Origin of the sequence: Citrobacter sp. TBCS-14, assembly GCF_005280805.1 — a bacterium.
GTDB classification, from domain to species: domain Bacteria; phylum Pseudomonadota; class Gammaproteobacteria; order Enterobacterales; family Enterobacteriaceae; genus Citrobacter; species Citrobacter gillenii.
On record NZ_SZWM01000289.1, the window covers coordinates 1 to 20629 of the forward strand.

The 20629-nt window shown below is 52.8% G+C and carries 19 protein-coding genes, 1 rRNA gene and 1 pseudogene; 12 read left to right on the plus strand and 9 right to left on the minus strand.

Annotation, left to right across the window (positions count from 1 at the left end; translation table 11 throughout):
- The first annotated feature begins 101 nt into the window (after nucleotides 1–101).
- Both rrf and FDX22_RS12580 read left to right on the plus strand, forming a co-directional pair.
- Nucleotides 102–217 (plus strand): 5S ribosomal RNA (gene rrf / locus FDX22_RS12570).
- A gap of 411 nt (nucleotides 218–628) precedes the next feature.
- Nucleotides 629–1927, plus strand: coding sequence for an MFS transporter (locus tag FDX22_RS12580; RefSeq protein WP_115257745.1), 1299 nt, complete (start codon nucleotides 629–631; stop codon nucleotides 1925–1927).
- Here the strand turns inward: FDX22_RS12580 and FDX22_RS12585 are convergent.
- The 6 genes and pseudogenes from FDX22_RS12585 to trxC all read right to left on the minus strand — a co-directional run bounded on the left by FDX22_RS12585 (nucleotide 1924) and on the right by trxC (nucleotide 7785).
- Entirely contained in the window at nucleotides 1924–2259 is a 336-nt protein-coding gene (locus FDX22_RS12585) for a YfiM family lipoprotein (protein ID WP_217438869.1), read from the minus strand. The genes FDX22_RS12580 and FDX22_RS12585 overlap by 4 nt on opposite strands.
- Nucleotides 2260–2290: 31 nt before the next feature.
- A complete protein-coding gene (gene pssA, locus FDX22_RS12590) occupies nucleotides 2291–3646 on the minus strand; it encodes a CDP-diacylglycerol--serine O-phosphatidyltransferase (RefSeq protein WP_146717310.1) in 1356 nt (451 codons plus the stop codon).
- Between the two features lie 114 nt (nucleotides 3647–3760).
- Nucleotides 3761–4008 (minus strand): annotated as a pseudogene (locus FDX22_RS32590) (acetyltransferase); the annotation flags it as partial.
- A complete protein-coding gene (gene pat / locus FDX22_RS12595) occupies nucleotides 3983–6562 on the minus strand; it encodes a protein lysine acetyltransferase (protein WP_146717278.1) in 2580 nt (859 codons plus the stop codon). The pseudogene FDX22_RS32590 and the gene pat, both read right to left, overlap by 26 nt.
- A gap of 35 nt (nucleotides 6563–6597) precedes the next feature.
- A complete protein-coding gene (gene tapT, locus FDX22_RS12600; protein WP_096756114.1) occupies nucleotides 6598–7296 on the minus strand; it encodes a tRNA-uridine aminocarboxypropyltransferase in 699 nt (232 codons plus the stop codon).
- 69 nt (nucleotides 7297–7365) lie between these two features.
- Nucleotides 7366–7785, minus strand: coding sequence for a thioredoxin TrxC (trxC, locus tag FDX22_RS12605; RefSeq protein WP_045446319.1), 420 nt, complete (start codon nucleotides 7783–7785; stop codon nucleotides 7366–7368).
- 208 nt (nucleotides 7786–7993) lie between these two features.
- Here trxC and FDX22_RS12610 point away from each other — a divergent pair, with 208 nt between their 5' ends.
- Nucleotides 7994–9073 carry a tRNA/rRNA methyltransferase gene (locus FDX22_RS12610; protein ID WP_096756115.1) on the plus strand — a complete coding sequence of 360 codons (1080 nt, stop codon included), beginning with the start codon at nucleotides 7994–7996 and terminating at the stop codon, nucleotides 9071–9073.
- Nucleotides 9074–9107: 34 nt separating this feature from the next.
- Here the strand turns inward: FDX22_RS12610 and ung are convergent, their stop codons facing one another.
- On the minus strand, nucleotides 9108–9797 hold the full coding sequence (ung, locus tag FDX22_RS12615; protein WP_135911580.1) for a uracil-DNA glycosylase: 690 nt from the start codon (nucleotides 9795–9797) through the stop codon (nucleotides 9108–9110).
- Between the two features lie 317 nt (nucleotides 9798–10114).
- Here ung and grcA point away from each other — a divergent pair, with 317 nt between their 5' ends.
- Complete coding sequence (gene grcA, locus FDX22_RS12620) at nucleotides 10115–10498, plus strand: autonomous glycyl radical cofactor GrcA (RefSeq protein ID WP_096756118.1); 384 nt, start codon at nucleotides 10115–10117, stop codon at nucleotides 10496–10498.
- 125 nt (nucleotides 10499–10623) lie between these two features.
- On the opposite strand, the gene srmB is transcribed toward grcA, so the two are convergent.
- A complete protein-coding gene (gene srmB, locus FDX22_RS12625) occupies nucleotides 10624–11952 on the minus strand; it encodes an ATP-dependent RNA helicase SrmB (protein ID WP_096756119.1) in 1329 nt (442 codons plus the stop codon).
- A 130-nt stretch (nucleotides 11953–12082) separates the two neighbouring features.
- Between srmB and trmN the strand changes: the two genes are divergently transcribed.
- On the plus strand, nucleotides 12083–12820 hold the full coding sequence (gene trmN / locus FDX22_RS12630; RefSeq protein WP_115257747.1) for a tRNA(1)(Val) (adenine(37)-N(6))-methyltransferase TrmN: 738 nt from the start codon (nucleotides 12083–12085) through the stop codon (nucleotides 12818–12820).
- Here trmN and nadB read toward each other — a convergent pair.
- Nucleotides 12805–14427, minus strand: coding sequence for an L-aspartate oxidase (gene nadB / locus FDX22_RS12635; RefSeq protein WP_117343489.1), 1623 nt, complete (start codon nucleotides 14425–14427; stop codon nucleotides 12805–12807). The genes trmN and nadB overlap by 16 nt on opposite strands.
- Nucleotides 14428–14690: 263 nt before the next feature.
- Here nadB and rseD point away from each other — a divergent pair, with 263 nt between their 5' ends.
- From rseD to lepB, 7 genes are all read left to right on the plus strand, one after another.
- On the plus strand, nucleotides 14691–14855 hold the full coding sequence (rseD, locus tag FDX22_RS12640; protein ID WP_135911581.1) for a rpoE leader peptide RseD: 165 nt from the start codon (nucleotides 14691–14693) through the stop codon (nucleotides 14853–14855).
- Entirely contained in the window at nucleotides 14852–15427 is a 576-nt protein-coding gene (gene rpoE / locus FDX22_RS12645; RefSeq protein WP_003037573.1) for an RNA polymerase sigma factor RpoE, read from the plus strand. The genes rseD and rpoE overlap by 4 nt, the downstream gene beginning before the upstream one ends.
- 31 nt (nucleotides 15428–15458) lie before the next feature.
- Nucleotides 15459–16112 (plus strand): anti-sigma-E factor RseA, encoded by a 654-nt coding sequence (gene rseA / locus FDX22_RS12650; RefSeq protein WP_115257749.1) that lies wholly within the window; start codon nucleotides 15459–15461, stop codon nucleotides 16110–16112.
- Nucleotides 16112–17068, plus strand: a complete 957-nt coding sequence (gene rseB, locus FDX22_RS12655; protein WP_117343490.1) for a sigma-E factor regulatory protein RseB — start codon at nucleotides 16112–16114, stop codon at nucleotides 17066–17068. Before rseA ends, rseB begins: the two co-directional genes overlap by 1 nt.
- The gene (rseC, locus tag FDX22_RS12660; RefSeq protein ID WP_115257751.1) at nucleotides 17065–17529 is read left to right on the plus strand and encodes a SoxR-reducing system protein RseC; all 465 of its coding nucleotides are present in this window, start codon (nucleotides 17065–17067) and stop codon (nucleotides 17527–17529) included. Before rseB ends, rseC begins: the two co-directional genes overlap by 4 nt.
- A 265-nt stretch (nucleotides 17530–17794) precedes the next feature.
- On the plus strand, nucleotides 17795–19594 hold the full coding sequence (gene lepA, locus FDX22_RS12665) for a translation elongation factor 4 (RefSeq protein ID WP_096756125.1): 1800 nt from the start codon (nucleotides 17795–17797) through the stop codon (nucleotides 19592–19594).
- Nucleotides 19595–19609: 15 nt separating this feature from the next.
- Nucleotides 19610–20584: a signal peptidase I gene (gene lepB / locus FDX22_RS12670; protein ID WP_096756126.1), complete on the plus strand. Its 975-nt coding sequence runs from the start codon at nucleotides 19610–19612 to the stop codon at nucleotides 20582–20584.
- Nucleotides 20585–20629 lie beyond the last annotated feature (45 nt).

Sequence of the window (20629 nt, forward strand, 5' to 3'; positions counted from 1 at the left end):
TAACCTTACAACGCCAAAGATGTTTTGGCGAAAGAAAGACATCAAATTCAGCTTGATACAGATAAAATCAGAACGCGAAAGCGGTCTGATAACAGAATTTGCCTGGCGGCTGTAGCGCGGTGGTCCCACCTGACCCCATGCCGAACTCAGAAGTGAAACGCCGTAGCGCCGATGGTAGTGTGGGGTCTCCCCATGCGAGAGTAGGGAACTGCCAGGCATCAAATAGAAACAAAAGGCTCAGTCGAAAGACTGGGCCTTTTGTTTTATCTGTTGTCTGTCGGTGAGTGCTCTCCTGAGTAGGACAAATCTGCCGGGAGCGGATTTGAACGTTGCGAAGCAACGGCCCGCAGGACGCCCGCCATAAACTGCCAGGCATCAAACAAGTGAAGAAGCCCATCCTGACGGATGGGCTTTTTTGCGTCTGTTGTATGTGAAAGCGGGTGGATAGCTGCGTCAGCGCTTTATCCGTCCTGCTCTCCTCGTAAAAATCCGAAACCTTTCCCTGCTAATTAAAAATGTGATATATATCCCATAATAAAAAATAACAATTATATAACATCTCATTCACTAAAAATGCACTAGGCATCATTGATAAATTCACAAGATCCTTGGCAGGGGTACAATTCTAATGGCTGATAGCAGTGTAACTGAGAATCGGGTGCTGACGGACAGCGACACCCGTCGTCGTATATGGGCAATCGTAGGGGCATCATCAGGGAATCTGGTCGAATGGTTTGACTTCTACATCTACTCTTTCTGTTCCCTCTATTTTGCCCATATCTTTTTTCCTTCAGGAAACACCACCACACAACTGTTACAGACTGCTGGGGTTTTCGCCGCAGGGTTTCTGATGCGGCCTATTGGCGGATGGATTTTTGGCCGGATAGCCGATAAGCACGGACGTAAAAAGTCCATGTTATTGTCAGTATGCATGATGTGTATGGGATCGCTGGTGATCGCCTGTCTGCCGGGGTATGAAACCATTGGCACTTGGGCACCTGCGCTGCTGCTGCTCGCCAGATTATTTCAGGGGCTGTCTGTTGGCGGAGAATATGGCACCAGTGCGACTTACATGAGTGAAGTCGCCGTGGAAGGTAAGAAAGGGTTTTATGCCTCATTCCAATACGTGACCTTGATTGGTGGGCAACTTCTGGCATTGCTGGTTGTGGTGATATTACAGCAAACGTTAGAAGACTCAGCGCTCAGAGCATGGGGCTGGCGTATTCCCTTTGCGCTGGGAGCCGTACTGGCGATTGTCGCGCTTTGGTTACGTCGTCAGTTAGATGAAACCTCAAAACAGGATGTGCGTGCGCTGAAAGAAGCAGGCTCCCTGAAAGGACTATGGCGTAACCGCAAGGCCTTCGTGATGGTGCTCGGATTTACTGCTGCGGGTTCGTTGTGTTTCTATACCTTCACCACCTACATGCAGAAGTACCTGGTGAATACGGCAGGTATGCATGCCAACGTGGCCAGCGGTATAATGACGGCGGCACTGTGCGTGTTTATGCTGGTACAGCCGCTGTTCGGCGCGTTGTCAGATAAAATTGGCCGCCGTACCTCGATGCTGTGTTTTGGCGCATTAGCCACGTTGTTTACCGTTCCTATCCTGACGGCGTTGCAGAATGTGACCTCCCCGTATATGGCATTTGGTCTGGTCATGTGTGCCTTGTTGATCGTCAGTTTCTACACTTCAATCAGTGGCATTCTGAAGGCCGAAATGTTTCCGGCGCAGGTTCGCGCGTTGGGGGTAGGATTGTCTTATGCAGTGGCGAATGCCTTGTTTGGTGGATCGGCCGAATATGTTGCGCTGTCGCTGAAGTCCGTTGGTATGGAAACCACATTTTTCTGGTACGTCACCGCTCTGGCCGTGGTTGCATTCTTTGTCTCATTACTGCTGCACCGCAAAGGTAAAGGCCTGCGCCTCTAATGGTGGGCCATTTGCCAGACGGCATAGCCGGTAGATGCGCCGGCGACATCCCAGGCAAAATCTTTCCAACTCCAGCCGCTTCCTGTGGGGCGGCTGTCCCAAAGTTCTTTTGATGCGCCAAGGCTAATGGAGAACATGAAACCGATGGCAGCGCTGCGATCGGCGCTGTTTCCCTGATGCTGAGCGTACTCGTTACCGGCGGCGGCCAGCATGGCTGAGGCAATAAAGTGTTGTGCTTTGTCTTGCCCACTCCAGTTGTCGTTCGCCATATGGCTACAACCAGAAAGTGTCAGGATACTGGCGAGAATAAACAGGCGCACCGTCGTCTCCATAGGAAAAACCCCGTCAGCGACGGGGTTCAGGTTACAGAATACGGCTGATTAATCTGTCGATTCGGATACGGCGGAGTCGACGGATGAGCTTACGCACTTTAACCGGATAGTCGGCAATACTCTGCAGGTCGCGATAGTGCTTAACGACGGTAGTATGTGTGCGGATGAGCTCCAGCTCTTTCTCACGCTGAAGAGTCAGTTCCTGCTTAGGATCGTGGATCAGAATGGCGTTTTCCAGATCCAGGCGCCAGGCGCGAGGGTTAAGGTTGTTGCCGGTGAGCAGCATCCATTTATCATCCACCCACATGCCTTTCAGATGATAAGTATTGTCATCATCTTTCCATAAGCGTACGACCAGTTGATCGGTATTAACGTAATACTGTAGTCGGCTCAGGAAGCGGCGCAGGTTTATTTCATACAGATAGGGCAGCGCGCCGATAATCTTAAACGGCTCATCTTCCGGGATGAAAAAGTCGTTAGCGGTCTTATCGCCCACGATAATTTCAACCTTTTTCCCTTCACGCAGAAGCTGGATAATATTGCGCACCAGTATCGCTGGCAGGTTGAAATAAGGGGTACAGATTGTAAGTTTCTGCTCTGCGCAGGGCATCAGATGGAAAATGGTCTTATTCAGCAGACTGGATTTTCCGAGCCCAACCAGAGGCGTCACCGACAGCTGTTCATTATCCGCATTACCCTGGAAATGGAATGACGCATCACGTAATTCCTGACGATACAGGCGGATGTCGTTTTTAATTTCCGGGCTTTTAGGGCGATTGATATCATCAAGACGATTCACGCCGCGACCATTCATCAGGTTCTGCGTGACCCAGTCGAACATGATGTCAGCCATTTGCGCATTGCGAATCAACTGGTAGCGATCGTAGCGATATTTATCATGCTGATGTAGGTAAACGTCGTTCAGGCTGGCGCCGCTATACAGAACGCTATCATCGATGATAAAGCCTTTGAAATGCAGGACGCCAAGCGCTTCACGGGTGTTAATCGGTACGCCGTAGACCGGAATATCGATCCCTGGATTTTCTTGCGCCATTCGGCAGTACCAGTCAGCGTTGGTATTAGACGCTGCTGCGCCAATGCGTCCGCGCTGGGCACGATGCCAGTCGACAAGCACCCGGATATCAAGCTCAGGACGCTGCCGCTTAGCCGCATAAAGCGCGTCGAGGATGCTTTTGCCACCGTCGTCCTGTTCCAGATACAGGGCGATGATGCAAATACGTCGCGTCGCGCTGGCTATTTTCTCCAGCAGAGTCTCCCTGAAATTAGCGGGAGCATAAAAGAAATCTACATCATCAACTGATTGAGAAATCTTCGGTAGTTGGGCAAGGTGTTGTTGATGTTTATTACGCTTAAATTTTGACAACATCACAGTGCATTTCTTCTCTGTTCATTGAAGGGTCCTCTGTGCTATGCAGACGACATAAGCGAGCAATGATAACACCAGTACCCGTTAAAGTGGTCAACATTTCCAGTACCTTACTCACGATTCCTCATATTGGGCCAGATTAAGCGTTAGCCCAACAATTCCCTCTTCGAGCTGGACGTCTACAGCAAACCCGAGTTTTCGGGCCAGGGCGACCATCCCCCGATTGTTCGGCATCGTAATACCATTCAGACGTCTCAGTCCGNCATCAACCGACGACCTAAGCCCAGCCCTTTGAGGTCAGAACGAACCAGCACGGCAAACTCGGCGTCAACGTTATCAGGATCCGAGATTGCCCTCGTTACGCNTGTTCGGCATCGTAATACCATTCAGACGTCTCAGTCCGTGATCTCGGGTGTAGGTAATTAATTTTTCCATCAATCGCCGCCCGAGCCCCAGCCCTTTGAGATCCGATCGTACCAGTACGGCAAATTCGGCATCGATGTTATCGGGATCGGAAATTGCGCGCGTCACGCCGAGGATCTCTTCAGTGTTATCACGGCAACGTACCGCCACAAAGGCCATTTCCCGATCGTAGTCGATCTGCGTCATATTGGCTAAATCTTCATGGGTAAATTCATTGATCTCACTGAAATAGCGGTAATACAGATCTTCCTTCGTCACTTGTGAAATGAACTGCTGCAGATGGGGTTCATCCTCCGGCAGAATAGGGCGGAACAGGCAGCGTTCACCGTTTTTCATTTCGACCCACTCTTCAAGCTGATGAGGATAGGGACGCACGGCCAGTCTGCTTTCGTTGTCGCCCGTGAAGGGGGCAATATCCAGCGTAACATCGAGGGCGGTGAATTCACCGGCGGATGCCAGTAATGGGTGGATATCCAGACGTTGAATTTCCGGGCAATCGACGATCAAATTGGACACCTGAACCAAAAGCTGGCTTAAACCGGCGACGTCTAAAGGACGTAGCGCACTGCGGGCGCGGATCTTTTTGTTTTTGATCCCCTGGATCACCAGATATCGTGCGAGGTTCATGTTCAGCGGCGGCAATGCCACCACGGCTTGCTCTTCCGGTCGCCACTCTACGCCACCTTCCCCCAACATAATGAGTGGCCCAAATACCGAATCGTGTTCGACGACCACGCGCAGTTCCTGAGCCCCCGCGCGGTTAGCCATACTCTGGACAAGCAAACCGTGGATACGCGCCTGCGGCCAGGCCATTTTCACCCGATCAAAAATCGCATTGGCGGCCTGCTGCACTTCGGTTGCCGTTCGCAGGTAGAGCATAACCCCTTGAACTTCCGATTTATGCGGGATATCGGGAGAACGTAGCTTGAGCGCTACCGGATAACCAATTTGTTCGGCGATGTGTACGGCTTCTGCGCTGTCGCTGGCAATCCAGGTGGGCAGTGTGTGCAAGCCATAGGCGTGCAAAATAGGCTGAACTTCATGCGTATCCAGCGATGTTGCCCCGTCAGTAATCGCCTGTTGTAACAGATTATGTGCCTCGGCGGTGTTGGCCGTCAGGCTGTCAGGGAGCACTGGTGTTTCACGCAGCTGCTTCTGGTTACGCCGATATTCAACCATATGCATAAACGCGGTGATGGTGCCTTCCGGTGTACGATAGGTAGGTAATCCCGCTTCACTAAACAACCTGCGGGCTTCCTGGGATGAAAACTCCCCGCACCAGTTAGTGAGTAAGGAGACAAACTTGCCGCGCGGATGTTGTTTCACTGCCTCAATCAGCGCCTGCGCGCTTTCGGTGCCAGGTGCGGCTGCGCTAGGCGAGTGGATGACCATCAGGGCGTCGAAATCCTGGCTGGCGAGTAAAATATTCAGCGTTTTAACGTAATGCTCACTGCTGGCATCGTCGCGCAAATCCAGTGGGTTGGCGATATCAACGTGGGTTGGTAACGCATCGCGTAGTTTCTGGCAGGTCTCTTCGCTTAGCGTGGCCAGTTTGCCGTTTCGCGACCACAGCTCATCTAAAGCCAGTGCAGCAGGGGCGGCACCATTACTGATGATCATCAGCCTGTCGCCACGTAAAGGGCGCATGTGGCTGAGGGTTTCCACCGCTGAGAAAAGCTCGTGTGTGTCCTGCACGCGCAGCAGACCGGCACGCTGAATGGCTGCGTCCCAGGCTGGGTCCATCCCCGAGCTGGTATGCAGCAAGCGCTGAGCCGCCGGGCTGCGACCGCTTTTAATCACCAAAATGGGTTTGTTACGCGATGCGCTACGTGCCGCCGAGACAAAACGGCGGGCATCGCTCAAATGTTCAAGGTAGAGCAAAATCGCACTGGTTTTACTGTCGCGGGCCAGGTAATCAAGCAGCTCATCAACGTCAATGTCCAGACTGTCACCCAGGGCAATAAACCAGGAAAACCCCATGTCGCGCTGCTGCGCCCAGTCCAGAATGGTGTTGGAAATCGCCGCCGACTGGGAAATAAATGCCAGCTTGCCGCGTTTAATCGGTACCGGTGAAAAACTGGCGTTAAGCCCCTGCCAGGGGGCGAGAAGCCCCAGACTGTTGGGGCCGAGCAGACGTATTTTATAGCGTGATGCGCAGGCCAGCAGTTCAGCGTGCTGCGCCGTGGGCGCTGACAAAATAATACAGGTTTTGCAGCCTTTCTCGCCTAGCGCCTCCAGCAGCGTCAGGTTGCGGCTGGCATTGGTACACAGCACGGCGAGATCGGGAGAAAAAGGCAGGCTGGCGATAGTGGGCCAGGCCAGCACGCCCAACACCGCTTTCCAGGCCGGCGTAACCGGTAAAACCGGTCCATTAAAGCCGCCGGCCAGTAAGTTACGCATCATCAGGTAACCCGCACGATTGGGCTTCATTGACGCCCCAATCACCGCAATGGATTTTGGTCGCAGTAGCGCTTCCAGACCACGTTGACTCATATCGGCTTCCTTAATGACACAGTGACCGAATGATTTTAAACGTTTTCTGTCGAGTCTGCTGTGACGCTTCCCTGATGTTGGGTTTTTCCTGCCAGGTAGCGAGTTTTAAAAAGCGTGAAGTGCTCACTTAATCCTTCGGCTGCCTGCGTGTCTCCAGCCAGATCCAGTAAGGCAATCGCCACTTCGGCGGTGCAATACTGCCCCTCGGCATGGGCTTCGCGCAGACGGTAAGCGGAAAGACGTGATAAATCGACGGAGATAACCGGCAGGTTATCGAGGTACGGACTTTTACGGAACATTTTGCGCGCTTCTGGCCAGGTGCCATCAAGCATAATGAACAACGGTGTTTTACCCGTAGGTGGCGTGAAAATGACCTCACGGCCCTCGTCGGCATAGGATGCCGGGAAGACCACCATCGGTTGATAATCCGGATTGTTAACCAGTTCAAGCAGCGCTGACGGCGGCTCGGTGCGAGACCACTGAAACGCGGCGGTATCCGGCAGAATATCAGCAATCAAACGCCCGGTGTTGCTGGGTTTCATCGGTTCGGTGTCAAACATTACCAGGCAAAAACGACTCTTCGCCTGGGCAGGTCTCAGCGTTTCGCACAGGCACAGTTTCAGCGGCAGTAAGCAGCGCTGGCAGCGGCGAATACGGTTACCTCGGGCAAGAAAAGGGCGCGTGGCGCGCGCAAGGCGCTCGGCACGTAACTGGAGAACGGCGTTATTGGTCATCGGGAAGCACGTTGAAAAATGCTATTGTCGCAGAGGACAAAACGGGGCACAAGATGTGCCCCGTAGAGATTATAATGATTCGTTAAGCCAGCTATCAAACGGGGCTTTAGGCACTGCGCCATTGAGCATATCGACGACTTCACCTTTCTTGAATATCATAATGGTCGGAATGCTGCGGATGCCGAAACGTGCGCTGAGTTCGCGTTCAGCTTCGGTATTCACTTTAACAAAACGCACTTTACCGCTACGCTCTTCAGCGACATCTTCAAAGATGGGGGCGAAGTTACGGCATGGGCCACACCATGGCGCCCAGAAATCGACCACCACCGGAAGATCGTCTTTTAACAGCTTATCCAGCGTAGCACCGGTCGCATTGATCACCTCACCGTCAAACAGGTCGTGACCACAGCGTCCGCATTTGGCCGTATCCTGAACACGATCTTCGGGGATGCGGTTGATAGCCTGGCAGCTGGTACAAACGGTATTCATAACTAACCTCTGGATGAGTAGGGTGGACTTCGCGGCAATCACGCCGATATGTTTCTGTTATGTTACATATTATCGGGGAGACTGTTTTAAACAGCAATGCGTTTTATTCAATGAGTACAATAGTCATAAGCTTTTAAATGAAATAATGGCTAACGACGTGCACATCGGGTAATCTGCGCGCTTCGCGCAGAGCAGGTGGAGAAAAGAAATGAGCGACGAACTGAAGAACAAAAACGGCAAGGTCAAAGTGATGTACGTCCGCAGTGACGATGACTCGGACAAGCGCACCCAAAATCCACGTACCGGTAAAGGCGGCGGTCGCCCAGGTACTTCCCGAGCCGAAGGCGGTCGTCGCCCTGCCCGTGATGACAGAAAGGGTCCGAACAGTGAACGTGGCCGCGATCGTGGACGTGACCGCGATGTTGAACGCGACCGTAAACGTGAAGACTCACCGTGGCGTACCGTATCCCGCGCGCCGAGCGATGACGTAGCGGAAAAAGCCGATCACGGTGGGATCAGCGGCAAGAGCTTTATCGATCCTGAAGTATTACGTCGTCAGCGTGCGGAAGAAACCCGCGTTTACGGTGAGAATGCCTGTCAGGCGCTGTTCCAGAGCCGTCCGGACGCCATTGTCCGCGCCTGGTTTGTCCAGAGCGTGACACCACGATTTAAAGAAGCATTACGCTGGATGGCGGCAAACCGCAAAGCCTACCACGTGGTTGACGAAGCCGAACTGGCGAAAGCTTCCGGTACTGAACACCATGGCGGCGTGTGTTTCCTGATTAAAAAACGTAACGGTACAACCGTTAAGCAGTGGGTTGGCCAGGCGGGGGCGCAGGATTGCGTACTGGCGCTGGAAGATATCGCCAACCCGCATAACCTGGGCGGCATGATGCGCAGTTGCGCTCACTTCGGTGTGAAAGGCGTGGTCGTACAGGATGCCGCGCTGCTGGAATCCGGTGCAGCTATCCGTACCGCGGAAGGCGGTGCCGAGCACGTGCAACCGATCACTGGCGACAGTATTGTGGATGTGCTGGATGATTTCCGCAAAGCAGGCTACACGGTCGTGATGACCTCCAGCGACAAAGGTAAGCCTTTGTTCAACACCACGCTGCCAGAAAAAATGGTGCTGGTGTTAGGCCGCGAGCGTGATGCGCTGCCGGAAGCGGCATGTTCTGCAGACGATCTGTGCGTCGCCATCGACGGTACGGGCAATGTAGAAACGCTCAATGTCTCCGTCGCGACGGGCGTCCTGCTCGCGGAGTGGTGGCGTCAGAACAAAGCCTGATAGTAAAAATGCCAGCGAATCGCTGGCATTTTTTTTACTCGTTCTCAGCCGGCAGCACCGGCATCCAGTCGATCGGTTTTTCACCGCGTTTTTCCAGCCACTCATTTGCCAGAACAAAGTGATTGCAGCCAAAGAATCCGCGGTGTGCCGAGAGCGGAGACGGATGCGGCGCTTTTAGAATATGGTGACGCTGCGCGTCAATAATGGCCCCTTTCTTCTGCGCGTGCGCGCCCCAGAGTAAAAACACCACGCCTTCACGGTGCTCGTTAATCAGGCTAATGACTTTATCCGTAAAGGTTTCCCAGCCCAGACTGGCATGCGAATGTGCCTGTCCTGCCCGGACGGTAAGGACGGTGTTCAGTAACAGTACCCCCTGACGTGCCCAGCTTTCCAGATACCCGTGCGTGGGGCGTGTAAAGCCCGGGACCGTCGCTTCGAGTTCTTTATACATATTCAGTAATGACGGTGGAGTGGCTACGCCTGGGCGCACAGAAAACGCGAGGCCATGCGCCTGGCCGGGACCGTGGTAAGGGTCCTGTCCCAGGATGACAACTTTCACATCGCCAAGCTCGGTAAAGCGAAATGCGTTAAACACATCTTTTTGCGGCGGGTAAATCGTCATGCCTGACTGGCGTTCACCGGCGACGGTATGCAAAGTGTTAACAAAATAGGGTTGCTGTTTTTCTTCGGTCAGCACATCGTGCCAGGTTAATTCGGTAGTCATCTCGCTCTCCTGCGAATTTCATTCCCCCTAGCTTAACTGCTTCTCTCTGGGGCGCAAAATTCTCTACGATTCTCAAGGGACTACCCCTTAAAGATAGTTGAAAATTTATGTAAAAATTTTATCTACACGCATAGCGTAAGTTGATGTAAAACAATAAAATCCACTCATCACCACTTTGCGTGTGTGGTTTTTGTTGATTTAAATCAAGGAATCAAGGGTGTGCGAGGGGTATATATACACTCAAGCAACAATGGTTTTACCAATTGGCCGCGCGACGGCCAACCGAAATCAAATAATTTTGCCGGGGAGGCATCAACATGATTACAGGTATCCAGATTACTAAAGCTGCAAACGACGACCTGCTGAACTCTTTCTGGCTGCTGGACAGCGAAAAAGGCGAAGCACGCTGCATCGTTGCTAAAGCAGGTTTCTCTGCTGATGAAGTCGTTGCCGTCAGCAAACTGGGCGAAATCGAATACCGTGAAGTACCGGTAGACGTACAGCCAGAAGTTCGCGTAGAAGGTGGCCAGCACCTGAACGTTAACGTTCTGCGTCGTGAAACGCTGGAAGATGCGGTTAAGCACCCGGAAAAATACCCGCAGCTGACTATTCGTGTTTCTGGTTATGCGGTGCGTTTCAACTCACTGACTCCAGAACAGCAGCGCGACGTTATTGCCCGTACCTTTACTGAGAGCCTGTAAGGCTCGCGGGGTTATACCCCCGGTAATCAGATAATAAAAAAAGCGGAACATGCACTGGCATGTTCCGCTTTTTTGTCGTTGAAAGAAGGTAAAAAAATGCCGGGTTCATTAACCCGGCATACCGTTTACTCTTTGTCAGACTGCGGCGCGGCAGCTGCGCTCGGCTTGCGACGCTTGCCGATATTTTTGGCGTCGCGGTGACGTTTCTTCACGCGCGGCTTCTCTTTATCTTTCTCTTTTTTCTCTGCACGTTTCGCCAGCACTTTCTTGGATGGCTTACCGTTAGACTTCTCACTTGGCGCGCGCGTTGTTGGACGCAGTTCGTCAACCACGCGCGGCTTTAGCTGCTCGTCGACATAGCGACTCGCTTTGCCGAGCAGCAGGTGGTCGTGCGCTTCTACCAGAGAAATGGCGGTGCCTTTACGGCCTGCGCGACCGGTACGGCCAATACGGTGCAAATAGGCATCGCCACTACGAGGCATGTCGTAGTTAAACACGTGGCTGACATCAGGAATGTCGATACCGCGTGCCGCAACGTCGGTGGCAACCAGCACATTCACACGACCATCGGTCAGGCGTTTGATCGCTTCGTTGCGCTTGCTTTGTACCATCTCGCCTTCGAGATAGCAGTTGTTGATCCCCGCCTGGCGCAGCCAGCCAGCCAGCTCGTGCACGCGCTCGCGTTTACGCACAAAGACGATAGAACGCGTTGCTTCAGGCTGCTTTAACAGGTGAATCAGCAACGCTGTTTTGTGTTCGATATCATCGGCACGATAGTACCACTGATGGATCTTCTTACGTTCGCGGGTGGATGGATCCGCAGAAACCTCAACCGGATCTTCCAGCAGGCGCTCGGCAAAATCTTTAACCGCATTGCCTTCCAGAGTGGCAGAGAACAGCATGGTCTGCTTGCGCCAGCGGGTTTCACCGGCAATATGCTCGATATCCTGCGCGAAGCCCATATCCAGCATACGGTCGGCTTCATCGAGGATCAGCGTTTCAACCGCATGGCAGTCGAAGTTCTCTTCTTTAATGTATTGCAGCAGACGCCCGGTGGTCGCGACCACGATGTCCTGATTTTCGCTGAACACTTCCATATGGTTCATGTAGGCCACGCCGCCGGTGATGGTGGCGACATCCAGATGCGTATTCTTCGCCAGTTCACGGGCGTGATCGGCAACTTGCATTGCCAGTTCACGGGTCGGCGTCAGAATTAAAACGCGCGGTGGACCTGATTTTTTGCGCGGAAAGTCGAGCAGGTGCTGCAACACTGGCAGCAAATATGCCGCCGTTTTACCGGTGCCTGTCGGCGCAGAACCGAGTACATCACGGCCATCGAGCGCAGGTGGAATGGCGGCTGCCTGAATAGCTGTCGGGCGAGTGAAACCTTTTTCCTGGAGGGCATCCAGCAGGCTTTCATCGAGTTCAAGTTCGGAAAAAGTCGTTACAGTCATGTTCTACCTCTGTGTGGGGCGCTGATTATAGACGTTACGGCTGCAATCTTCATCTGTTTGTATGGATATACCTTCTCAGGTATTGTTTTTATCCTATGTTATCGTTTTTTTTCCAGGAAGGTTGTTTTTCATGCCCCAGTCTTCATCAGTACTTCGACGTAATGGGTTTACCTTTAAACAGTTTTTTGTGGCACACGATCGTTGTGCAATGAAAGTTGGGACTGACGGAATTTTATTGGGGGCCTGGGCCCCTGTCGCAGGCGTAAAGCGGATCCTTGATATCGGCACCGGGAGTGGTTTGTTAGCACTGATGCTGGCCCAGCGTACAGATAACAGCGTCCTGATTGATGCGGTGGAGCTGGATGTTGACGCCGCGCAACAGGCAGAGGAAAACATCGCGCAATCTCCGTGGGGGCAGCGTATCCGGATCCATACTGAAGATGCTCAACGGTGGATACCTCGCCAGACCGTGCGCTTTGATCTGATTATCAGTAATCCCCCTTATTATGAGCAAGGCGTGGAGTGTGGTACGCCACAGCGCGAGCAGGCACGTTATACCACGACGCTCGATCATGCGGCGCTGATAACGCTGGCGGCGGACAGTATTACAGAAGAGGGTTTTTTTTGCGTGGTACTGCCGGAGCAGATTGGTAACGCTTTTACCCAGCAGGCATTAAACATGGGATGGCATCTGCGTCTGCGTACGGATGTGGCGGAAACCGAAGCCCGACTGCCGCATCGGGTCCTGCTGGCTTTCTCCCCGCAGGCTGGGGAGTGCTTTAGCGACAGATTAGTGATCCGTGGGCCAGACCAGCGTTACTCAGAAGGTTACACCGCGCTGACCCAGGCATTTTATCTGTTTATGTGATGGCTAAGCGGCGAAAGAATAGAAGGGCCGGATTCAGGCAACTGCTCTGGATAATCCAGCGTGAAGTGCAGGCCCCGGCTCTCTTTACGCATCATTGCGCAGCGCACAATCAGCTCGGCAACCTGCACCAAATTGCGCAGCTCCAGTAAATTGTTCGACACGCGGAAATGGGCGTAATACTCGTCGATTTCCTGTTGCAGCATCGTGATACGCCGCAGGGCTCGCTCCAGACGTTTAGTGGTGCGTACAATGCCAACGTAATCCCACATAAATAGCCGCAGTTCATGCCAGTTATGCTGGATGACAACCAGCTCATCCGGATTTTCAACCCGGCTTTCATCCCAACCCGGAAGCGTGCTTACACTACGTGCGTAGGGCATTCTACGATCAATATCTTCAGCTGCAGACCAGCCGTAGACCAGGCACTCCAGCAGTGAGTTAGACGCCATACGATTTGCACCATGCAGCCCGGTGTAGCTCACTTCGCCGATGGCATACAGACCGTCGACGTCAGTCCGACCAAAATCATCGACCATCACGCCACCGCAGGTATAGTGCGCAGCTGGCACGATAGGCACTGGCTCTTTGGTCAGGTCGATCCCCAGGCCCAGCAGCTTTTCATAAATCATCGGAAAATGCTGGCGGACAAATTCTTCCGGTTTATGACTGATGTCGATGAACATGCAGTCCGCACCCAGACGCTTCATTTCATGATCGATAGCACGCGCCACGATATCGCGCGGCGCCAGTTCACCACGCTCATCAAAGTCGGGCATAAAGCGTGAGCCGTCCGGGCGCTTCAGATGGGCACCTTCGCCACGCAGCGCTTCAGTCAGTAGAAAATTGCGCGCCTGCGGGTGATACAGCGCGGTGGGGTGAAACTGATTAAATTCGAGGTTGGCGACACGACACCCTGCGCGCCAGGCCATCGCAATTCCATCGCCTGAGGAGATATCCGGATTGGTGGTATACTGATAGACCTTCGATGCGCCACCGGTGGCCAGCACGACGGATTTGGCATGGCAGGTTTCGACGGCTTCTTTATTACGATTCCAGATCCATGCGCCAACTACCCGGCGCGTGCCCGGCAAGCCGATTTTATCGGAGATGATCAGGTCCACGGCGTTGCTACGTTCCAGCACCTGAATGTTGGGATGATTTTGCGCCTTGCTGACCAGCGTGGTTTCAACCTCTTTGCCGGTGGCATCAGCCGCATGCAGGATGCGTCGATGGCTATGGCCGCCTTCGCGGGTCAGGTGATAACTCTCTTCACCATTGGGCTGAACCTGCGTATCAAACAAAACGCCTTGATCAATGAGCCACTGGACGCACGTTCGGGCGTTGCTGGCGACGAACTCAACTGCATGGCGATCGCACAATCCCGCGCCGGCAATCAGCGTATCCTCGACGTGAGAATCGATACTGTCGGTTTCATCAAAAACAGCGGCAATGCCTCCCTGGGCATAGAATGTAGAGCCTTCACTCACAGGCCCTTTACTCAGGACAATAACCCGATGTTTCTCAGCCAAGCGCAAAGCCAGTGAGAGTCCGGCAGCACCGCTGCCAATAATCAGCACATCACAGGATAATTCAGGCGTTGTATTCATGATTGTTGTTTAATTTACTAAACAGTGTTTGGTCACCATAGCACCACATTGCGCGAAACTGCACGTTATATTTTTAATTGTGTTGCAATGGCTAAACACGAAAGAAATTCATAGTGAGAGGTAAAGTATGAAAAATATTTTGTGTAGCAGGCCGTTAGCGCCAGATTAGGAGATGAAATAAAGTGCCCGTTGGGTTACTCTGCAAGCGGTTTAATGGGCATTTCTGTACAGATAGTGCGTTGATCGGGTTATGTAGACTTATAATGAGAGATAAGACCTGTCTACAACATGACAAACAAAAACAAATGCGTAACGGAACTTTACGAAACTTGAGCACTCCAAGTCATTGCTTGCTCATAGTGCAGCTGATGGAGTGGCGTTTCGAAAGCGCGTGGAAATTTGGTTTGGGGAGACTTTACCTCGGATGAGCGAGCAGTTAACGGACCAGGTCCTGGTAGAACGGGTCCAGAAGGGAGATCAGAAAGCCTTTAATTTACTGGTAGTTCGCTATCAGCATAAGGTGGCGAGCCTGGTTTCCCGCTATGTACCGTCGGGCGATGTTCCCGATGTTGTACAGGAAGCATTTATTAAGGCCTATCGTGCGCTGGATTCGTTCCGGGGAGATAGTGCTTTTTATACCTGGCTGTATCGTATTGCAGTCAATACAGCGAAGAATTACCTGGTCGCTCAGGGGCGTCGTCCACCTTCCAGTGATATAGATGCGATAGAAGCAGAAAATTACGAAAGTGGCGGTGCGCTGAAAGAAATTTCGAACCCTGAGAACTTAATGTTGTCAGAAGAACTGAGACAGATAGTTTTCCGAACTATTGAGTCCCTCCCGGAAGATTTACGCATGGCAATAACCTTGCGGGAGCTGGATGGCCTGAGCTATGAAGAGATAGCTGCTATCATGGATTGTCCGGTGGGTACGGTGCGTTCTCGTATCTTCCGAGCGAGGGAAGCTATTGATAATAAAGTTCAACCGCTTATCAGGCGTTGACGGTAGCGGGATACTGGAAAAGGTATTAGGCATGCAGAAAGAAAAACTTTCCGCTTTAATGGATGGCGAAACGCTGGATACTGAGTTACTCAAAGAGCTGACTCACGACCCGGAAATGCAAAAAACCTGGGAGAGTTATCACCTGATCCGCGATTCCATGCGAGGTGATACCGCCGACGTTCTCCATTTCGATATTTCCGACCGAGTAATGGCAGCCATCGCAGATGAGCCAGTACGTCAGGCGGCGCCATTGATTCCTGAGGCCCAGCCAGCACCACATCAGTGGCAGAAAATGCCATTCTGGAAGAAAATGCGTCCGTGGGCCGCTCAGCTTACTCAAATGGGTGTGGCCGCGTGCGTATCGCTTGCAGTTATCGTTGGCGTCCAGCACTATAATGGGCAATCTGAAACGTCCCAGCAGCCCGAAACGCCGGTATTTAATACATTACCGATGATGGGTAAAGCCAGTCCGGTGAGCTTGGGTGTACCTTCTGACGCGACGGCCAGCAGCGGCGGTCAGCAACAGCAGGTGCAGGAGCAGCGTCGTCGTATCAATGCTATGTTGCAGGATTACGAACTGCAGCGCCGACTGCACTCCGAACAGCTTCAGTTTGAGCAGGCACAGACACAGCAAGCCGCTGTACAGGTGCCAGGAATTCAAACTTTAGGAACGCAATCGCAGTAATGAAGCAACTTTGGTTTGCCATGTCACTTGTGGCTGGTAGCCTGTTCTTCTCTGTCAACGCCTCGGCCACTCCTGCGTCCGGGGCGTTATTGCAGCAGATGAATCTGGCCAGCCAGTCGCTCACCTATGAGCTGTCCTTCGTCAGCATCAATAAACAGGGTGTTGAATCCCTACGTTATCGTCATGCTCGTCTGGATAATCGTCCGCTTGCACAACTGTTGCAATTAGATGGACCACGCCGGGAAGTCGTACAACGTGGAAATGAAATCAGCTATTTTGAGCCGGGGCTCGAACCGTTCACGCTGAACGGTGATTATATTGTTGATTCTCTGCCATCTCTGATTTACACCGACTTTAAACGTCTCGCACCCTACTATGATTTTATCTCGGTAGGCCGAACACGTATTGCCGACAGGCTTTGTGAAGTGCTCCGCGTCGTGGCGCGTGACGGGACTCGTTACAGCTACATTGTCTGGATGGACACCGAAACTAAGCTACCGATGCGCGTCGATCTTCTTGACCGGGATGGCGAAACGCTGGAACAGTTCCGCGTGATCGCTTTTACTGTGAATAGCGGCGTCGGAGACAGCATGCAGACGCTGGCAAAAGCCAACCTGCCGCCGTTGCTATCCGTTCCCGCAGGCGAGAAAACCAACTTCAACTGGAGCCCATCGTGGTTGCCGCAAGGATTCAGTGAAGTCTCTAGCAGCCGTCGTCCACTGCCGACGATGGACAATATGCCGATTGAATCGCGTCTTTATTCTGACGGGCTGTTCAGCTTCTCTGTGAATGTGAACCGCGCGCAGCAAAACAGCGCCGATCAGCTCCTGCGTACCGGACGCCGCACGGTCAGTACCAGCGTACGAGATAATGCCGAAATCACTATCGTTGGTGAACTTCCGCCGCAAACGGCGAAGCGCATCGCGGACAATATCAAGTTCAGGGCTGCACAATGATCAAAGAGTGGGCAACGGTTGTTTCCTGGCAAAATGGCTTGGCGACAGTCAGCTGTGACGTTAAAGCGTCGTGCAGCAGCTGTGCCTCAAGGGCCGGATGCGGAAGCCGTGTGCTGAATAAACTGGGACCGCAGACAACGCACACCATTGTGGTGCCTAGCGTTGAACCGCTGGCTCCCGGTCAGAAAGTTGAGCTAGGCATTGCTGAAGGCAGCCTGTTGGGCTCGGCAATGTTAGTCTATCTGTCTCCGCTGGCGGGGCTGTTTGTTTTTGCCGCATTGTTCCAGGTATTGTTTGGCAGCGATATCGCCGCGTTAAGCGGTGCGATACTGGGCGGTGTGGGTGGATTCCTGATTGCTCGTGGTTTCTCACGCAAGCTGGCTGAACGTGAGGCCTGGCAACCGGTGATTCTCAATGTTGCTCTCCCGCCTGACCTTCTTCGCGTCGAAACACACCAGTGATATATATGCCTGATGGCGCTGCGCTTATCAGGCCTACAGGACCGTTGCTACGTAGGCCAGATAGGGCATTTTCGCCGTACTTCGGTAAAAGTTTCACTGACTTTGCTAAGTTGTTTCCAGTTCCCGCTATCCTTGCTCTATGAACATTTCCTCGCCTCAGCGTTGTAGTGTAGAATGCGGCGTTTCACTTAAACCGACGTTAAGCTCAGAACAGCGACTTCTCAAAGCCTGCCCAGGCAGGCGTAAGGCACAATAATTACACTATATGAAGAACATACGTAACTTTTCAATCATAGCTCACATCGACCACGGTAAATCAACGCTGTCTGACCGTATTATCCAGATCTGCGGTGGCCTGTCTGACCGTGAAATGGAAGCGCAGGTTCTCGACTCGATGGATCTTGAGCGTGAGCGCGGTATTACTATCAAAGCGCAGAGCGTGACGCTCGATTTCAAATCATCTGATGGTGAAACCTACCAGCTTAACTTTATCGACACGCCGGGCCACGTTGACTTCTCGTATGAAGTTTCGCGCTCGCTTGCCGCCTGTGAAGGCGCTCTGCTGGTGGTTGACGCCGGACAGGGTGTTGAAGCGCAAACGCTGGCTAACTGCTATACCGCCCTGGAAATGGATCTCGAGGTAGTGCCGGTACTGAACAAAATTGACCTGCCGGCTGCCGATCCTGAGCGTGTAGCGGAAGAGATCGAAGATATCGTCGGTATCGATGCGACAGATGCGGTTCGTTGCTCGGCGAAAACCGGCGTCGGCGTGACCGACGTTCTGGAACGTCTGGTGCGCGAAATTCCGCCGCCGGAAGGTGACCCGGAAGGCCCGCTGCAGGCGCTGATCATTGACTCCTGGTTCGATAACTATCTGGGTGTGGTCTCGCTGGTACGTATTAAAAACGGCACCATGCGCAAAGGCGACAAAATCAAAGTGATGAGCACCGGGCAGGTGTATAACGCTGACCGTCTGGGGATCTTCACGCCTAAGCAGGTTGACCGTACCGAACTGAAGTGCGGCGAAGTGGGTTGGCTGGTTTGTGCGATTAAAGACATCCTCGGTGCCCCGGTCGGCGATACGCTGACTCAGGCACGTAATCCGGCAGATAAAGCGCTGCCAGGATTTAAAAAGGTGAAACCGCAGGTTTACGCCGGTCTGTTCCCGGTCAGCTCTGACGATTACGAAAACTTCCGTGATGCGTTAGGTAAGCTGAGCCTGAACGATGCCTCCCTGTTCTATGAACCGGAAAGCTCTACCGCGCTGGGCTTCGGCTTCCGCTGTGGCTTCCTTGGTTTGCTGCACATGGAGATCATTCAGGAACGTCTGGAACGTGAATACGATCTGGACCTGATCACCACTGCACCGACCGTTGTTTACGAAGTTGAAACCACGGGTAAAGAGACTATCTATGTCGATAGCCCGTCCAAACTGCCGCCGCTGAACAACATCTATGAGCTGCGCGAGCCGATCGCTGAGTGTCATATGCTGCTGCCTCAGGCATATCTCGGCAACGTTATCACGCTGTGTATCGAGAAGCGTGGCGTACAGACCAACATGGTTTACCACGGTAACCAGGTGGCGCTGACCTATGAAATCCCGATGGCAGAAGTGGTGCTCGACTTCTTCGACCGCCTGAAGTCAACGTCTCGTGGCTATGCGTCACTGGACTATAACTTCAAACGCTTCCAGGCCTCTGACATGGTGCGCGTTGATGTTCTGATCAACAACGAGCGTGTTGATGCGCTGGCGCTCATTACCCACCGTGATAACTCACAGAGCCGCGGCCGTGAGCTGGTGGAAAAGATGAAAGAACTGATCCCACGCCAGCAGTTTGATATCGCGATTCAGGCAGCCATTGGTACGCACATCATTGCGCGTTCAACGGTTAAGCAGCTGCGTAAAAACGTTCTGGCTAAGTGCTATGGCGGTGATATTAGCCGTAAGAAAAAGCTGCTGCAGAAACAGAAAGAAGGTAAAAAACGCATGAAGCAGATCGGTAACGTCGAGCTGCCTCAGGAAGCGTTCCTCGCCATTCTGCATGTCGGTAAAGACAGCAAATAATCCTAAGGAGTTGGCATGGCGAATATGTTTGCCCTGATTCTGGTGATTGCCACACTGGTGACGGGCATTTTATGGTGCGTAGATAAATTTATCTTTGCGCCAAAACGCCGGGAGCGTCAGGCAGCGGCACAAGCCGCTGCGGGTGATTCACTGGATAACGCAACGCTGAAAAAAGTCTCCCCGAAGCCGGGCTGGCTGGAAACCGGAGCATCCGTGTTCCCGGTACTGGCGATTGTACTGGTGGTGCGTTCATTTATTTATGAGCCGTTCCAGATCCCATCGGGTTCGATGATGCCGACGCTGTTAATTGGTGATTTTATTCTGGTGGAGAAATTTGCCTACGGAATTAAAGATCCGATTTATCAGAAAACACTGATCGAAACGGGCCATCCGAAACGTGGTGATGTCGTGGTGTTTAAATACCCAGAGGATCCGCGCCTGGACTACATCAAACGCGCTGTCGGTTTACCGGGAGACAAAGTGACGTACGATCCAGTGGCGAAAGAGGTCACGATCCAGCCAGGATGCCGCTCCGGTCAGGCGTGTCAAAACGCATTGCCGGTCACGTACTCTGACGTTCAGCCGAGTGATTTCGTGCAGACGTTTGCACGTCGTAACGGTGGCGAAGCGACCAGTGGTTTCTTCGAACTGCCGCTGAGCGAAACGAAAGATAACGGTATTCGCCTGACCGAACGTAAAGAGACGCTGGGCGAGGTGACGCACCGCATTCTGACCGTGCCAATCGCGCAGGATCAGGTGGGGATGTACTACCGCCAACCGGGGCAGCAACTGGCGACCTGGATTGTTCCACCGGGACACTACTTCATGATGGGTGATAACCGCGACAACAGCGCGGACAGCCGTTACTGGGGATTTGTACCGGAAGCGAATCTGGTGGGTAAAGCGACGGGCATCTGGATGAGTTTCGACAAGCAAGAAGGTGAATGGCCGACCGGTGTTCGTTTAAGCCGTATTGGTGGTATTCATTAATTGCTGATAATCGTTCACGTTGTCGTCATAATGGCGGCAACGTGA

What these genes read in the sequence shown, in the direction of transcription:
- FDX22_RS12580 (WP_115257745.1), top strand. Translation starts at nt 629, where the DNA reads ATGGCTGATAGCAGTGTAACTGAGAATCGGGTGCTGACGGACAGCGAC.
- FDX22_RS12585 (WP_217438869.1), bottom strand. Translation starts at nt 2,259, where the DNA reads ATGGAGACGACGGTGCGCCTGTTTATTCTCGCCAGTATCCTGACACTT.
- pssA (WP_146717310.1), bottom strand. Translation starts at nt 3,646, where the DNA reads ATGTTGTCAAAATTTAAGCGTAATAAACATCAACAACACCTTGCCCAA.
- tapT (WP_096756114.1), bottom strand. Translation starts at nt 7,296, where the DNA reads ATGACCAATAACGCCGTTCTCCAGTTACGTGCCGAGCGCCTTGCGCGC.
- trxC (WP_045446319.1), bottom strand. Translation starts at nt 7,785, where the DNA reads ATGAATACCGTTTGTACCAGCTGCCAGGCTATCAACCGCATCCCCGAA.
- FDX22_RS12610 (WP_096756115.1), top strand. Translation starts at nt 7,994, where the DNA reads ATGAGCGACGAACTGAAGAACAAAAACGGCAAGGTCAAAGTGATGTAC.
- ung (WP_135911580.1), bottom strand. Translation starts at nt 9,797, where the DNA reads ATGACTACCGAATTAACCTGGCACGATGTGCTGACCGAAGAAAAACAG.
- grcA (WP_096756118.1), top strand. Translation starts at nt 10,115, where the DNA reads ATGATTACAGGTATCCAGATTACTAAAGCTGCAAACGACGACCTGCTG.
- srmB (WP_096756119.1), bottom strand. Translation starts at nt 11,952, where the DNA reads ATGACTGTAACGACTTTTTCCGAACTTGAACTCGATGAAAGCCTGCTG.
- trmN (WP_115257747.1), top strand. Translation starts at nt 12,083, where the DNA reads ATGCCCCAGTCTTCATCAGTACTTCGACGTAATGGGTTTACCTTTAAA.
- nadB (WP_117343489.1), bottom strand. Translation starts at nt 14,427, where the DNA reads ATGAATACAACGCCTGAATTATCCTGTGATGTGCTGATTATTGGCAGC.
- rseD (WP_135911581.1), top strand. Translation starts at nt 14,691, where the DNA reads ATGAGAGATAAGACCTGTCTACAACATGACAAACAAAAACAAATGCGT.
- rpoE (WP_003037573.1), top strand. Translation starts at nt 14,852, where the DNA reads ATGAGCGAGCAGTTAACGGACCAGGTCCTGGTAGAACGGGTCCAGAAG.
- rseA (WP_115257749.1), top strand. Translation starts at nt 15,459, where the DNA reads ATGCAGAAAGAAAAACTTTCCGCTTTAATGGATGGCGAAACGCTGGAT.
- rseB (WP_117343490.1), top strand. Translation starts at nt 16,112, where the DNA reads ATGAAGCAACTTTGGTTTGCCATGTCACTTGTGGCTGGTAGCCTGTTC.
- rseC (WP_115257751.1), top strand. Translation starts at nt 17,065, where the DNA reads ATGATCAAAGAGTGGGCAACGGTTGTTTCCTGGCAAAATGGCTTGGCG.
- lepA (WP_096756125.1), top strand. Translation starts at nt 17,795, where the DNA reads ATGAAGAACATACGTAACTTTTCAATCATAGCTCACATCGACCACGGT.
- lepB (WP_096756126.1), top strand. Translation starts at nt 19,610, where the DNA reads ATGGCGAATATGTTTGCCCTGATTCTGGTGATTGCCACACTGGTGACG.